This is a genomic window from Mesobacillus sp. MER 48, assembly GCF_023714225.1.
Lineage (GTDB): Bacteria > Bacillota > Bacilli > Bacillales > Cytobacillaceae > Mesobacillus > Mesobacillus oceanisediminis_A.
Window position 1 is genome coordinate 1 of record NZ_JAMAUR010000010.1, and the last position, 14,373, is coordinate 14,373.

The following is a 14,373-nucleotide window of genomic DNA, read 5'->3' on the forward strand; positions in this document are numbered from 1 at the left end:
AAGTGCTCTACCAAGCTGAGCTACTCCCCGATAAAGAGAAAATATAATGGCGCGCCCGAAAGGAGTCGAACCCATAACCTTCTGATCCGTAGTCAGACGCTCTATCCAATTGAGCTACGGGCGCATAATGTTTTAATAGCAACTTATATATATTAACACAATCGTTTAAGTGTGTCAATATCTTTTTTGGTGCGGCCGAGAGGACTTGAACCTCCACGGGGTTGCCCCCACTAGGCCCTCAACCTAGCGCGTCTGCCATTCCGCCACGACCGCATAACATGACAGGTTTATATCTTAACTGATTCAAACGCATTAATCAACAGGTAATTAATGGTGCGGGTGAAGGGAGTCGAACCCCCACGCCTTGCGGCGCCAGATCCTAAGTCTGGTGCGTCTGCCAATTCCGCCACACCCGCGTATTAATATCATCCCGCCTAAGCAGAATCCAGAGAAAGTTTTTTCAACTGTTGTAAAAAAACTGGTGAGCCATGAAGGACTCGAACCTTCGACCCTCTGATTAAAAGTCAGATGCTCTACCGACTGAGCTAATGGCTCATTTTTGAAGTGGAACAAATATTGTATCCACCCATTTATTTTCCCTCATCGCATCTGATGCTCAAAAGACCTTCGGTCTTTCTCGCAGATTGCCAGGGAAGAAAACTCAATGCAGCGAGCAATCTGCTCTGCCGACTGAGCTAATGGCTCAAAAAAATGGCTGGGCTAGCTGGATTCGAACCAACGCATGACGGAGTCAAAGTCCGTTGCCTTACCGCTTGGCTATAGCCCAATGAAAATGGCGGTCCCGACCGGGATCGAACCGGCGATCTCCTGCGTGACAGGCAGGCATGTTAACCGCTACACCACGGGACCATTGAAGATATTTTTTGTTTTTTTGTAAATGGTGACCCCTACGGGATTCGAACCCGTGTTACCGCCGTGAAAGGGCGGTGTCTTAACCGCTTGACCAAGGGGCCATATATGAAATGTTCTGGCGGAGAAGGAGGGATTTGAACCCTCGCGCCGGTTACCCGACCTACACCCTTAGCAGGGGCGCCTCTTCAGCCTCTTGAGTACTTCCCCATACCTCGAAAAAATTAATGGCTCCGCAGGTAGGATTCGAACCTACGACCGCTCGGTTAACAGCCGAGTGCTCTACCACTGAGCTACTGCGGAATAGCAGCATTTCTTCTTGCGTTATTTCATGATGACGTCTTATCGACTCTTACTATTATAGGGAGCAGCCCAGCAAAAGTCAACCATGTTTTTAATATTTTTCGAACCCGAGCTTGAATGCCTGGAAACCTTAATCTACAACTATTTCTTTGACCTTGACCAGCTTTCCCCTGCATTTTCCGCAAACATATTTTGAAGTGTTAATGGATCTTTTCCTGCGATAGTCCAACTTACATTTGCTGCATTGATAAATCAGGAACTTTTGGCTCTTTGATTTTCGTTTCTTTTCCTCAGGCAGAGTGGAACAAAATCTGGGTGCATCTACTTGTTTGAGCAATTTCCTAAAATCATTGTCTCGATGCTTATAGCCTTTCCCTTCCAGGTGAAGATGGTAATGGCAAAGCTCATGCTTGATAATACCGATAAGCTCCCCTTCTCCAAGCTGTTCGAAATACTTTTTGTTAATTTCGATATTGTGGCTATTCAGCATGTACCTGCCCCCGGTGGTTCGAAGTCGGGAATTGAAAAAGGCTTTATGCCTGAACGGCTTTCGGAAATAGTCATCTGAGATTTTACTAACAAGATTTTGCAATTCTTGGTCTGTCATTTAAGAACTCCTGCCTTTTCAGAAACCTGACAACCCATTATAGCATATATTAATGTTACCTTTTACCGTATTTATCTTAAGGAGGTATTGTTTATGCCAGTCTGGTTCCAGAATCAAATGAAACGAGCCTTCTATGAAAAAAATCGTTATCAAATCAAACTCTTAAATCAATGTTGGTTTTTTTATAGAAAGAAACAGGAGTAATGAAAAAGACTGCAGATACGACTGCAGTCTTCTTTATTATGCTTGATCGGGCTTTAGCATCGTCAAAGCGACACGGCCTTTTTTCTGGTCTACACTGTCTACCCATACTGTTACTACATCGCCTACCGAGACAATATCCAATGGGTGTTTTACAAAGCGGTTGCTTAGTTTGGAGATATGGACAAGGCCATCCTGTTTAACGCCGATATCCACAAAAGCTCCGAAATCCACTACATTTCTTACAGTCCCCTGAAGCTCCATCCCTGGTTTTAGATCCTCCAGCTTTAGAACATCTTTCTTTAGAAGCGGAGCTGGAAGTTCATCACGCGGGTCTCTTTCCGGACGGACGAGAGCGTCAATGATGTCCTTAAGCGTCAGTTTACCGATTCCAAGCTGGTCAGCTGTCTGATCGATATTGATTTGCCCTAAAGCATCCTTCAGTGCGGATGTCCCTAGATCAGACGTTTTAAATCCGAGACTGTCAAGCAGCTGCTTTACCTCGCCATAGCTTTCCGGGTGGATGCCAGTGCGGTCAAGCGGTTCTTTTCCGTCAATGACACGAAGGAATCCAATTGCCTGTTCATAGGTCTTGGCTCCAAGGCGCGGGATTTTTTTAAGCTGTGCCCGGCTCGTGAACTTCCCTTCCTCTTCTCGCTTCTTGATGATGTTATTGGCAACCGTCTTTGATAGTCCTGATACATATTGCAACAATGATGATGAGGCTGTGTTTACGTTAACACCCACCTGGTTAACTGCCGTTTCTACAACGAATGTCAGGGATTCGGATAGTTTCTTCTGGCTTACATCATGCTGGTATTGACCGACACCAACAGATTTAGGATCGATTTTCACGAGTTCTGCCAGGGGATCTTGCAATCTGCGTGCGATCGAAACGGCACTTCTTTCCTCTACTTGATAGTTCGGGAACTCTTCACGGGCAAGGTCAGATGCGGAGTAGACACTTGCGCCTGCTTCATTGACGATTAGATAGAAAATTTCTCGATCCAGTTCCTTTAGAATATCTGATACGAATTGCTCCGTCTCCCTTGAAGCTGTACCGTTGCCGATGGCCACCATTTCTACATCGTAATCTTTCAGGACTTTAATGAATTTGTCCCGTGCTTCGGTACTTTTAGCACTCGATGTATGCGGATAGATTACACCGATCGATAAAACTTTTCCGGTCTCATCGACAGCAGCCAATTTGCAGCCTGTCCGGAACGCAGGGTCTACTCCAAGAACGACCTTTCCTTTTAAAGGAGGCTGAAGGAGCAGTTTGCGCAGGTTTTCGGAAAAGATATGGATCGCCTGCTCTTCTGCTTTTTCCGTGAGCTCATTCCTGATTTCACGTTCAATTGATGGCTGGATCAAGCGTTTGTAGGCATCCTCAATCGCTTCTGTTACCGAAGTTGTTGTTACAGAATGATTTTTGGAAATCCACTTACGCTGCAGATAACTCATGATCATCTCTGTTTTCGGCTTGATTGACACCCTTAAAAGGTCTTCTTTCTCACCTCGGTTGAGCGCAAGAATCCTGTGAGGGACTACTTTACTGACCGGTTCGGAGTATTCGTAGTACATCTCATAAACATTTTTCTCATCTTGCTCTTCGTTTTTTACGGCAGATTCAATAGAGCCTGTCTTAAAGGTTTCGCTTCTAATCCATTTACGGCTTTCTGCATCGTCGGAAATGATTTCGGCAATGATATCCTTCGCGCCTGCAATCGCGTCCTCAACGGATTCAACGCCTTTTTCTTCTGATAAAAACTCCCCGGCCTTACCTTCAAGACTGCCGCTAACAGGGAATTCCAGCATCCATTGAGCAAGAGGCTCAAGGCCTTTCTCTTTGGCGGCGGTTGCTTTCGTCCTTCTTTTTTGCTTGTACGGACGGTAAAGGTCTTCTACTTCCTGAAGCTTGATCGATTTTTCTATGTTCGCTTTAAGTTCGTCTGTCAGCTTTCCCTGTTCCTCGATCAGCCTGATGACTTCTTCTTTACGCTGTTCCAAGTTCTGTATGTATTGCCATCTTTCAACGATGTCGCGAATTTGCACTTCATCAAGGGCGCCAGTCATTTCTTTCCGATATCGGGCGATGAACGGGACCGTGTTCCCTTCAGCGATCAATGAAATCACACTTTGCACCTGTTTCGCTGCTAACGATTGCTCTTTGGCAATGATTTTTACATATTGGTCTTGCTTATCTATTGTTTGAGTCAAGAGACAATCCTCCATTATCATATTGGTATTTCTTGATACCTTAATAGTGTACCAAAACCGGGGTGAGGTTTACAGTTTCGCTTCTGCCCGGAAGGATAATAAAAGGCATCTATATAAAACAAAAAGAAGTCCACCGGCTATAGTAGACTTCCCACAATAAAAGTTGCATCATCCATTGAGTTTGCGTATTCCCTTTTGATTTGTTCCGCGACGGCTGCTACGGACCGGTATCCCTTCAAAAGTGTTTTTGCGCCATGGATATCAAACCCATCTGAGTAGATCAGGAATTTTGAATCTGGCTCGTAAACAAATCGTTGGGTGTGGAATACTTGCGGCTTCCCTGAAAGATAACCTGTAACCGGCAAAGGATACGTCAATTTGCCGTTTGGCGCATAGAGGAAAAAGCGGATATTCCCGACGCAGCTGTACACGAATTGACGGCTTTCGAAGTATACCTTGAAGATCGATACAGCAGCCCCGCGTTTTTGCACCAGAATGTTGTTGCAGTATTTCATGAGTGTATCAACATCTTCATGATGGTGCTGTTCGACTACTGAAACGACCGCCGCAGATGCTTCATGCGCGTATTGCCCTGACCCGAGTCCATCTGCTACTACACAGACAAAATATTCATCGGTGGCTGTATAATAGTAACTGTCACCGCACTCTAATTTACCTTCTTTGATTGTCTGGTAAGCATAAAGTTCTATTTTGTCCTTGAACTGTTGGATCATGTAATATACTCCGAGTTGTTGTTTTCCGCATGAATCGCTTCTTGAAGCTTTTTGATTGCCCTTCTTTGAAGTCTTGATACATGCATCTGTGAAATACCGAGCTTGTCACCAGCCTCTTTCTGGCTCAGGTTATCAAGATAGGTATATTGGATAATTAACTTTTCGCGCTCGCTCAGTACATGAAGTACTTTTTCGAGAACCATTCTCTGGTTGATTTTTTCATAGCCTTCATCAATATTTCCGACGATGTCCAACAGGGTGACTGTTCCGCCGTCAGAATCGGCTTCAATAGAATGGTCAACGGATAAAGCCTGGTAGCTTTTCCCCATCTCCATCGCTTCCAACACTTCTTCTTCGGAAACCTGAAGTGCTTCTGCGATTTCATCCACTCGAGGAGAGCGGTGCAGCTGGGTGGTCAAATCTTCTACAGTTGTCTTGATTTTAGGACCAAGTTCTTTTATCCTGCGCGGTACGTGAACACTCCACGTTTTATCTCTTAAGAATCTTTTGATTTCACCAATGATGGTCGGCACGGCAAATGCTTCAAAGCTTTTGCCGAATGTTTCATCGTAACGGCGGATTGCGCCTAAAAGACCGATCATTCCAACCTGGAAAATATCCTCGTGGAATGACCTTCCCTTCGAGTACTTTCTCGCGATGGTTTCGACAAGGTTTTGATAATGAAGAACCAGCTCATTCTGGGCGTCTGCATCCTCATGTAGCTGGTAGGCTTTGATTAATTCATTAATCTCTTCTTTTGGCCTCTGCTTAGGTTGAGATTGTCTCTGCATCTCTCTCCACCTGCTCTCCTTCTCGGTACTTGGTCATAAAGACCGTGACGCCCTCTTTGTGATGGATCCGAACCTCGTCCATCAAGGTTTCGATCAGATACAGTCCCAAGCCTCCTTCGCGAAGGAATTCCACAGAACTATTCTGGTCATAAGGACCGAGGCCCTGGCGCGCTGAGTGGAAGTCAAAGCTTTGTCCATTATCTGCAACCATCACTTCAAGCTTGTCTTCATACAATCCGAAACCAATGATAACTTCGCCATTCTCATTGTTTTTATATGCATGCTGCACAGCGTTGGTACATGCTTCGCTGGTCGCAATTTTTAAATCTTCAATTTCGTCATAGGAGAAACCCATGCGGCTTGCAATACCAGAAAGGGTCAAACGAATGACACCTACAAATTCCGGTTTAGCCGGGATTTTCATCTCAATATAGTCAAATGACTGGTTCATTGCACTCCACCCTCTATCTGGCTGTTTATATCGATAATGTCGGCCAAGCCGGTGATTTCGAAAAGTCTCTGCAAACGTTCGGACAAGCCGACGATCTTGAACTCGCCGTTATGTGCACGGACGTTCTTGAATACTCCTACAAATACTCCAAGCCCAGTACTATCCATATAATTGACCTCTGAAAGGTCAACAACCATCTTTACACCTTCTTTTTCAGATAAAGGGAAAAGCTTTTCACGAAGCTGTGGAGCTGTATATGCATCAATTTCACCGTTTACTTTAACTGCTAACTTAGATTCTGTTTCTTTAACATCTATCGAAATATTCATAAATGACCCACCCTTTACAATTCAATTGCTCTTTTGATTTACCCGTTTCGGGTTCTGATTAAACATCTCTTTTCAAAATGATCAAAGTAAAATCATCCCGCAATTGGAAATGCTGAAGTTTTTCAAGTTCCCTAAAGATATTATTGACAATTTCCTGAGCATTTAAGTGAATATATTTATTTATATATCCGATTAATGTTTCCTTTTCGATGAAACCCTCTTCCGTCCTGCACTCAGTCACTCCGTCAGACATCAGGATCACCATATCCCCAGGAAGTATTTCTTTTTCGTACTGGGTATACTTTGTCCGTTTGTCCACTCCTAACAGCAAGCCTCTTGCGACCAACTCTGAGAATTCCTTCTTTTTGGAATCATAATAGAAGCCAGGCTCATGCCCTGCGGAAGCATAATAGAAGATGTTGTTGGAAGGATTGAACATTCCATAAAACATTGTGATGAACATGCTTGGGTCAACGTTCTGTTCAACGACTCTGTTCAGGTTTTCCAGGATGCTGCTCGGATCAAGCCGGTTTTCTGGCAGGCTGTCCATCGCATACTTAATCATGGACATACAAAGCGCTGCCGGAATCCCTTTTCCGATTACATCAGCGATCGCAACACTGATATTGTCATTCTCATCCTGGACAAAATGGAAATAGTCACCATTCATATGCTTTGCAGGGACGCTGATTGCGCCGATATCGATACCGGGAACGGTAGGGATATTCGTGCCAAGCAGGGTTTGCTGGACATTAGCGGCAATTTCCATTTCGGACCTTAATTCCTCCTGCTGGTGCCTTAAGCTTTGATGCTCACGGTAAGCAATACCATAACCAATCATCACTTCGAGGAGAATGTCAAAGGAATGCATAATATCCTCTGGTAGTTCAGGATACATTTCAAGAAGCAAGCTTTTATGCAGGCTGATGATTTCTTCCGGTGCGATTTTGTGCTCTATCGACTTCCGGCTGAATTTCTGTCCTGCATATAATGCTTGTTCGGATTGCTCTTTTATATAATTGTCAAGAATATCCCGATACTTTGATTCCATCATTTCTCGGAAATCCATACTGTTTCCCCCTAACGGAGCCATTTAGTTGCTTTGATCTGTGTTCCTTGTCCAGGAGTAGAGTCTATGTCGAATTCGTCCATAAGACGCTTAACCCCGGGAAGGCCAGCTCCAAGTCCTCCTGATGTTGAATAACCATCTTCCATGACCTGGCGTATTTCTTTAATACCTGGGCCGCTATCTACTGCATTGATTCGCAATCCCGCTTTTCCGCCGTCATACAGTTTATCGATGCAAATCTGTCCTTTTCCGGCGTACAAGTAAATATTCCTGGCCAATTCACTGATGGCTGTGGTGATTCTTGCTTGGTCAACCGTGCCGAAACCAAGCTCTTTCGCTACATTCCTGCCAAGCTGGCGCGCGGCCACGATGTCCCATTCATTGATAATCGTTACGCAGGATTGGATGTCCATTCAGCTATTCCCCCAATTCCTGTTGTAATTTCTCCAAACCTTTTTCTAAATCTAATGCAGTTAGGACATCATCAAGTCCGATTCCTAATTCAATTAGCGTTATCGCTACAGCAGGCTGGATTCCTGTTATGACTACAATCGCACCCATAAGCTTGGACATGTTGATGACATCTCCAAGGACTTTGGCGATAAAAGAGTCGATGAAATCGATTGAGGTTAAATCAATGACGACACCATTGGCACTTGTCTCATGAATTTTATGGAGCAAGTCCTCTTGAAATTGAAGAGCAGTTTGGTCATCAAGCTCCCATTGAATGGAGACCAACAGACAATCATCCAGCTTTAGGATAGGTATTCTCACTTTGCTCCCTCCAGTGAAACGATTTTTTTATTTGTCAGCTCAAGAGCTGCTTCTATTCCTTTTTTCAAGTTATTCTTCGTTGTAAATTGGTTCAGGTCAATGCCCAGGTTGACGATGGTCTGGGCTATTTCCGGACGGATTCCGACCAGCATGCACTTGGCACCAATAAGCCTGACAGCATCCGCTGCCTGGATAATATGGTGGGCAACCATCGTATCTACGACAGGAACACCTGTAATATCTATAAGAACTACCTCAGAACGGTGTTTAACCGCACCTTTTAGCAGGTTTTCCATGATTTGTTTTGCACGCTCTGTATCGATGGTACCAACAAGCGGCATCACCGTAATTCCTTCAAATACAGGAATAAGCGGAGCCGAAAGTTCCTGAAGGGCAATTTTCTGAAGGGAAACCGTTCTTTCCCATGTAGACGAGTATACACTGACAATCTCATTGTTCATTGGAGTTGCCCAGCGGTCAAACTCAAAGATGATTTCCATCTGATTCTCAGGCGTTACGACTTCTTCCCTCTGCATCCCTTCAAAAACAATCAAATTAAAGGTATGAAGGCCTTTGGTGACAAACGTCAATGGCCAGCCAAGCCTGACCACCTTTTCAGCAAAATCCGTCAGCCTTTCCTTATATTCCTCACTCGTACCTTTAAAATTAGATATGATCAAATCGATAAATTCCTTGCTCGTTGATTGGAATACACGATCTGATACTAAACGGACCACCCGATCATCCGCTTCTTCTTTCGTCCTATCTATCCATTGATCCAGGATGTCTTGTTTATGACCCTGAATATAATTTGATATTATTTTATTCATTCCATCCTCCCCATTCTATCACAACAAAATTTTACATTACCCCAATCCGCCCAAATGTAAACCATTTTTAAAACTGTAATTAAATTTTCACAAAATCCTGATTATATATCTCCATTTAATGATAACAGTTTTCTTTCGTCAAATAAAATCAACTTGTCGACACCATTCATGGAATATCGCATAGTTATTATTCCTATTTTTGCTGAATTAAATTTTAGCGTGGGTAAATTTTGTGTTTATGCCTGTGTGGCGATTGGGAGATTGGTGACTCTTCGGCTTGCTTCGGACAGCTTTCCTGCTTTTCTTGCCGCACCTCTAAAACAACCCCCGCCAATTAAAAAAGAGACAAGCGCTTTGCTTGCCTCCCACACAGAAAACATCCGTTTTTATTTTTTGGGGGTTATGTAAAAGGCCTGCTGGCAGGCCAGGTGTTCCGGTTACAAAAAAACGCTCTTTTTATTCAAGAGCGTGCTGTTGATCAGAATTCAATAAGACCTAAACTTACCTGAAGGGCTTCATCCACTTTTTCCATCATTTCGTCATCGAGATGGGTAATTTTATCGGTTAGGCGCTGTTTGTCAATTGTGCGTATTTGTTCCAATAATATGACCGAATCTCTTTCAAAACCGTACCGCTTCGCATCAATTTCTACATGAGTTGGAAGCTTGGCTTTTTGGATCTGTGCCGTGATCGCTGCGATAATGACTGTGGGACTGAACCGATTCCCGATGTCGTTTTGGATGACCAGGACAGGGCGCACTCCGCCTTGTTCCGAACCAACAACTGGGGATAGGTCTGCAAAATAGACGTCACCACGTTTGACAATCAAAGGATCATCCTCCGCTGACTAGACGTTCAACTGTGTGTTCTGCCTCGTATTCTGCTTGAAATGCTTCTGATGCAATGGTTAGATTAATCTTGGCCATTTCCATATAGCCACGTCTCATGGATTCACGAATTTGTCTCTTTTTCTTCTCACGCAAAAACATTTTTGTTGCCTGATAAATAAATTCGCTGCGGTTTACGTTTTCTTGCTTAACAAATCCATCTAGTTCACTCAACAGATGCTGCGGTAACTTTACCAAAATCTCAGTTGTTGCGCTGGATTCAGACACAAACATACACCTCCACCATCATCACTACATACCATTATTAAGTTCGTTATCTCTCTACCATTTCTAATATTATCACTATTTATGCCAGATGCAAAGGTAAATCAGCAATTCTTCTGTATTATCCGCCAAAAAATTAGTATTTTATGCATGGTATTAGCGGGATTACACAGCTTTGTTAATTATTGGATGTGTTTTATAGCAATGAATTGTTCAAATCGACGACTTTGCCATTTTGCCTGTACAATCTTGGCACCCTGGAGGAAATGATGCACGGGACTTCATAATTAATGGTTTCCAGCTTGCTTGCAATCTCATTGATGGAAATCGATTCTTGTTCCTGGCTCCCGATCAGGGTAGCGACCGTTCCAACGGGAACCTCATTCGGAAGTCTTACCATGCATTGATCCATGCATATACGGCCAATGATCGGCGACCTTTGGCCATCGACCAGCACTTCCTGCCCCTGGAGCCTTCTTATCCATCCATCAGCATACCCAATCGGCAGCGTCCCTACCCAAATTTCCTCAGGTGCTTCATACGTAGCACCGTAGCTGACTTTTTCACCTTTTTCCAGTTTCTTTACATGCACAATCCTCGAGTGGAGAGTGAACGCCTCCTGGAGCTCCACCGGCAATTCAGGAGCGATTTCCATTGATGGCGCCAGTCCGTACATCACGATTCCTATTCTTACGGCATTAAAGCGGGCATCGGGGTGCATAAGGGCGGCTGCACTGTTGCTGCTATGGACGATTGGCGGCAGCTGGTCCAGGGCTGACAGCATTCCCTTGAACGATGCCAGCTGCCTGTTGAAATACGTATCATCCAATTCGTCCGCTGTTGCATAATGTGTGTAAATGCCATGAAGCTGCAGGCGCGGGTCTTCTGTTATAAGCCTTTCCACAGCCTTCAGCTCTTCCACCGTACGGATTCCAATCCGGCCCATTCCTGTATCTATTTTTATATGAAGCAAAAGGGCGGCATCCTTTTTCAATACTTCCTTCGCTTTTTCCAGCCATTCTTTCTGAAAAACAGTAAGGATGATTCCTTCCTCGGCTGCGATATTCACGTCTCCCGGCCTGCTGGCACCAAGGACAAGGATCGGTGCAGTGATCCCCTTTTTCCGCAATGCGAGTGCCTCGTCCATGAATGCTACCGCAAGCATTGACGCTCCTGCTTCCAATGCCGCCTCAGCCACTTGCAAATCCCCGTGTCCATATGCATTGGCCTTCACAACTGCAATAAGTTCAACATCCTCAGACAAATGACCTGAGATTTCCTTTACGTTGTTTTTGATCCGATCCAGGTCCACTTCTGCCCAAGTATCACGGTAAAAAAATCCTTGCTCTTCCACCGAAAACTCCACTTCCTTCAATCCGAGCTTAATTTATATTGTTTAATTATCAAACTGAAAGAACTCAATGTCAAATGGATATATACGGATTTTTCAAGGAGGAACTACTTCTCGGGAGTGAACTGGTTTTAGAAGAGGATATCGATTTATTCCTGAAAAACTAAATATATTCCTTAAAAACACAATTATATTCCTTAGAAAATGGTTTTTATTCCTTAAACGTCAGATTATATTCCTTAAAAACAGATTTTATTCCCAAGCCCATAAAAAAACAGGCCCAGGTTACTCTGAGCCTGCTTGACGATTCTTATTTTTCCATATCGGCCAATACCGATTTGGCGACCATTTCCATCTCTTCAGGTGATAAGTCTGTGGATGCCAGCATATAATCGACTCCGAGATGTGTCCATGAAATCGATGTTTCGTTCATAGCACCAACCGTGAATCCAAGGTCGACAGGCTTTCCAGTCATATTGATGGCCGAGGACATCGCAGGCATGGCATTCGCTTTCTCCTGGATGAGCGTGAATGACTTGTCGCCGTCGTATGTCAAGACAACTCGCTTGCCATCCTCTGTCTTGATTTCCTTTTCATCGATCAGCGTCACGCCCGGGATTTCGGCGACTGGATATTTCACTGTAAATTCCTTGTCTTCCACATCAGCCATAACCGGTACCTCAAGCTGAGCACCTGTCATGTTCTTTTTCATGTCAAACGCATCTTTATCAAAGCTTGCGTCGAATTTCACATCAGAGAATTCTACCGTCACCAGCGCATTGCGGTCCGGATCCATCACCTTCACGCTTACTGGCGCAAGACTCTTCTTTTTCAGCTTGATTTCCTGGATTGGAAGCATCTTGTTGTTCTGGTATCTTGTTTTCGTCTCGAACACGTAATGTTCCTTGGTAGCCGAGAATTTCGCTTGCTTATCCTCGAGGATATCTGTGATTAAAGATTCGTACAGATAAGCCTGGCTGCTGTTCTTCGGCCAGTCGCTCTGGAAACGGAAGCTCTTGTTCAGCGCAGGTGTCAGAACAAAGACTCCCTCATCATTCCTGAGGATCATCTGACTTTGGTCCTTCTGGGCATTCTTCAAATTCACACGGTAAAATGACGGATCTTTGTGCCAAATCTCCACATCATACACTTGCGGCTCGGTACCCATCTGCAATGTCATCTTTGCCTTAGCTTTGTAACTCTTTAAATCATTGAGCGTTCCGTCCAAGTCCTTAACCACAGATTCCTGTGATTTTGTACCGCAGGCAGCCAGAGCAAAAATAACCATGAGCCCGGCGAGAAGCAGCAATAACCTTTTCTTCATTCTTCCAACCCCTTTTAGTCTCATTTAAACGTGTAAAGGGAAAGAAAGGACAGGAATAAGACACTGGCTGCAAAATTGCTTGAGTAGTCTTCGTGCAGCCATATTCTCGCCGCCCTAGCCTTGTCTCCCTTACTGCATTATGAATATATGAGACAACCTGGGCGAATATGCCCCCGGGATTGACAAGCATTTTAAATTTTTTCGATGACTACCTGCGCAATGGCGTAATGCTCGCTGTGAGAGATCGACAGGTGAATTCCTTCCATATAAGGCTTTGTGATAACCGGGCGTCCATGCGGGTCGTTTTCGATTTCAATATCCATGAAAGACAATTCCCTGCCGATGCCAGTCCCTTTTGCTTTTGAAAAAGCTTCCTTAGCTGCCCATCGTCCTGCAAGGAACTCAATTGCCCTCCGTTCCTTATATTGACGATAAACTTCTCTTTCTTTCTCGGTTAACACTCTATCAGGAAAACGCGGCTGCGACTCCACCAGTTTGCGGATCCGCCCGATTTCCACAATATCGATTCCTGTTCCGATGATCATTTTTACAGCTCCCTTCTAAAAAAGCTTCATTCAGCATACAAAATAGTGTACAACTTTTGCCAATTAGGGCTATCCTTTAAAATAGGATTATCATTAAACCAGAGCGATTTGATTAAGCCTCACGATATCAGTAACCAGGAGGTTTCCATGTTTACAAGGACTGAAAACTTGCGTGACTACATCCGCTTTTACCCGGTCATTACCTTCATCATATTCATTCATATCTTATTATACTTGCTGACAGCATTGCCAATTTTTCCGAGCAAATACCTGTTTGAACGTTTGGCAGGAGTGAACCTGTATGTTGTCAACGGAGAATACTGGCGGATCGTCACCCCCATCTTCATGCATGCCGGCTTTGCGCACATGCTGTTCAACAGCTTTTCGCTTGTCTTGTTCGGACCGGCGCTGGAGCAGCTGCTCGGCAGAACAAAGTTCATCCTGGTATATCTTGTTACAGGGATTGCCGCGAACCTCGCCACCCTGTTGCTTGAACCGCTGACTTATACACATGTCGGCTCAAGCGGCGCAATTTTTGGCCTGTTCGGTTTCTATATTTCTATCATTATGTTCCGGAAAGCGATGATGTCGCGCGAGAACTCGCAGACAATCATGACCATTGCCATCATCGCCGTCATCATGACCTTCGTCCAGTCGAACATCAACATTACCGCCCATATTTTCGGAATGCTGTCGGGCTTCCTGATTGGCGCGGCGGCCTACAGAAGGTAAAAAAAGCGCCCAGCAGGCGCTTTTTTCGTATCTTTCAATATGTGTGCTTTATGTTTCATGCAAATACCAGGGTTTTGTCCTCACTCTGGCATTTCGAGTGAAACAACATCCGACCTGTCAATCTGGAATT

General features: G+C 44.4%; 17 protein-coding genes and 9 tRNA genes. 2 read left to right on the top strand and 24 right to left on the bottom strand.

Going from position 1 to position 14,373, the window contains the following annotated elements:
• Positions 1–47: 47 nt before the first annotated feature.
• The 10 genes from M3593_RS21300 to M3593_RS21345 all read right to left on the bottom strand — a co-directional run bounded on the left by M3593_RS21300 (position 48) and on the right by M3593_RS21345 (position 1,780).
• Positions 48–124 (bottom strand) — tRNA-Arg (locus M3593_RS21300).
• Between the two features lie 63 nt (positions 125–187).
• Positions 188–273: transfer RNA gene (locus tag M3593_RS21305), tRNA-Leu, on the bottom strand.
• A 58-nt stretch (positions 274–331) separates the two neighbouring features.
• Positions 332–416 (bottom strand) — tRNA-Leu (locus M3593_RS21310).
• Positions 417–479: 63 nt separating this feature from the next.
• Positions 480–555 (bottom strand) — tRNA-Lys (locus M3593_RS21315).
• A gap of 157 nt (positions 556–712) precedes the next feature.
• Positions 713–787 (bottom strand) — tRNA-Gln (locus M3593_RS21320).
• Positions 788–794: 7 nt separating this feature from the next.
• Positions 795–870, bottom strand: a tRNA-Asp gene (locus M3593_RS21325).
• 29 nt (positions 871–899) lie between these two features.
• Positions 900–974 (bottom strand) — tRNA-Glu (locus tag M3593_RS21330).
• 15 nt (positions 975–989) lie between these two features.
• A tRNA-Ser gene (locus tag M3593_RS21335) sits at positions 990–1,080 on the bottom strand.
• An 18-nt stretch (positions 1,081–1,098) separates the two neighbouring features.
• Positions 1,099–1,173, bottom strand: a tRNA-Asn gene (locus M3593_RS21340).
• A gap of 130 nt (positions 1,174–1,303) precedes the next feature.
• Complete coding sequence (locus M3593_RS21345; protein WP_251544788.1) at positions 1,304–1,780, bottom strand: SprT family protein; 477 nt, start codon at positions 1,778–1,780, stop codon at positions 1,304–1,306.
• Positions 1,781–1,873: 93 nt separating this feature from the next.
• On the opposite strand from M3593_RS21345, the gene cmpA reads away from it, so the two are divergent.
• Positions 1,874–1,984 (top strand): cortex morphogenetic protein CmpA, encoded by a 111-nt coding sequence (cmpA, locus tag M3593_RS21350; protein ID WP_139378277.1) that lies wholly within the window; start codon positions 1,874–1,876, stop codon positions 1,982–1,984.
• 36 nt (positions 1,985–2,020) lie between these two features.
• Here cmpA and M3593_RS21355 read toward each other — a convergent pair whose 3' ends face one another.
• From M3593_RS21355 to acpS, 14 genes are all read right to left on the bottom strand, one after another.
• Complete coding sequence (locus M3593_RS21355) at positions 2,021–4,216, bottom strand: Tex family protein (RefSeq protein ID WP_483308940.1); 2,196 nt, start codon at positions 4,214–4,216, stop codon at positions 2,021–2,023.
• 122 nt (positions 4,217–4,338) lie between these two features.
• Positions 4,339–4,935: a PP2C family serine/threonine-protein phosphatase gene (locus M3593_RS21360; RefSeq protein WP_251544790.1), complete on the bottom strand. Its 597-nt coding sequence runs from the start codon at positions 4,933–4,935 to the stop codon at positions 4,339–4,341.
• Positions 4,932–5,726 (bottom strand): RNA polymerase sigma factor SigB, encoded by a 795-nt coding sequence (gene sigB, locus M3593_RS21365; RefSeq protein ID WP_144481156.1) that lies wholly within the window; start codon positions 5,724–5,726, stop codon positions 4,932–4,934. The genes M3593_RS21360 and sigB overlap by 4 nt, the downstream gene beginning before the upstream one ends.
• The gene (rsbW, locus tag M3593_RS21370; RefSeq protein WP_079504369.1) at positions 5,704–6,177 is read right to left on the bottom strand and encodes an anti-sigma B factor RsbW; all 474 of its coding nucleotides are present in this window, start codon (positions 6,175–6,177) and stop codon (positions 5,704–5,706) included. Before rsbW ends, sigB begins: the two co-directional genes overlap by 23 nt.
• Positions 6,174–6,506 (bottom strand): anti-sigma factor antagonist, encoded by a 333-nt coding sequence (locus M3593_RS21375; protein ID WP_251544791.1) that lies wholly within the window; start codon positions 6,504–6,506, stop codon positions 6,174–6,176. The genes rsbW and M3593_RS21375 overlap by 4 nt, the downstream gene beginning before the upstream one ends.
• 58 nt (positions 6,507–6,564) lie before the next feature.
• Positions 6,565–7,575: a PP2C family protein-serine/threonine phosphatase gene (locus tag M3593_RS21380; protein ID WP_144481160.1), complete on the bottom strand. Its 1,011-nt coding sequence runs from the start codon at positions 7,573–7,575 to the stop codon at positions 6,565–6,567.
• Between the two features lie 11 nt (positions 7,576–7,586).
• Positions 7,587–7,988 carry an anti-sigma regulatory factor gene (locus M3593_RS21385; protein ID WP_144481162.1) on the bottom strand — a complete coding sequence of 134 codons (402 nt, stop codon included), beginning with the start codon at positions 7,986–7,988 and terminating at the stop codon, positions 7,587–7,589.
• A 4-nt stretch (positions 7,989–7,992) separates the two neighbouring features.
• Positions 7,993–8,349, bottom strand: a complete 357-nt coding sequence (locus M3593_RS21390) for an STAS domain-containing protein (protein WP_041967776.1) — start codon at positions 8,347–8,349, stop codon at positions 7,993–7,995.
• The gene (locus M3593_RS21395; protein ID WP_144481164.1) at positions 8,346–9,179 is read right to left on the bottom strand and encodes an RsbT co-antagonist protein RsbRA; all 834 of its coding nucleotides are present in this window, start codon (positions 9,177–9,179) and stop codon (positions 8,346–8,348) included. Before M3593_RS21395 ends, M3593_RS21390 begins: the two co-directional genes overlap by 4 nt.
• A 478-nt stretch (positions 9,180–9,657) precedes the next feature.
• A complete protein-coding gene (gene ndoA, locus M3593_RS21400; RefSeq protein ID WP_041967053.1) occupies positions 9,658–10,008 on the bottom strand; it encodes a type II toxin-antitoxin system endoribonuclease NdoA in 351 nt (116 codons plus the stop codon).
• A 4-nt stretch (positions 10,009–10,012) separates the two neighbouring features.
• Positions 10,013–10,294, bottom strand: coding sequence for a CopG family ribbon-helix-helix protein (locus M3593_RS21405; protein WP_031308192.1), 282 nt, complete (start codon positions 10,292–10,294; stop codon positions 10,013–10,015).
• Positions 10,295–10,487: 193 nt separating this feature from the next.
• Positions 10,488–11,645 carry an alanine racemase gene (alr, locus tag M3593_RS21410; protein WP_251544792.1) on the bottom strand — a complete coding sequence of 386 codons (1,158 nt, stop codon included), beginning with the start codon at positions 11,643–11,645 and terminating at the stop codon, positions 10,488–10,490.
• A 307-nt stretch (positions 11,646–11,952) separates the two neighbouring features.
• Positions 11,953–12,966, bottom strand: coding sequence for a LolA family protein (locus M3593_RS21415; RefSeq protein ID WP_144481168.1), 1,014 nt, complete (start codon positions 12,964–12,966; stop codon positions 11,953–11,955).
• Between the two features lie 191 nt (positions 12,967–13,157).
• Positions 13,158–13,511, bottom strand: a complete 354-nt coding sequence (acpS, locus tag M3593_RS21420) for a holo-ACP synthase (RefSeq protein ID WP_251544793.1) — start codon at positions 13,509–13,511, stop codon at positions 13,158–13,160.
• A gap of 147 nt (positions 13,512–13,658) precedes the next feature.
• Here acpS and M3593_RS21425 point away from each other — a divergent pair, with 147 nt between their 5' ends.
• On the top strand, positions 13,659–14,243 hold the full coding sequence (locus M3593_RS21425; RefSeq protein ID WP_144481172.1) for a rhomboid family intramembrane serine protease: 585 nt from the start codon (positions 13,659–13,661) through the stop codon (positions 14,241–14,243).
• Positions 14,244–14,373 lie beyond the last annotated feature (130 nt).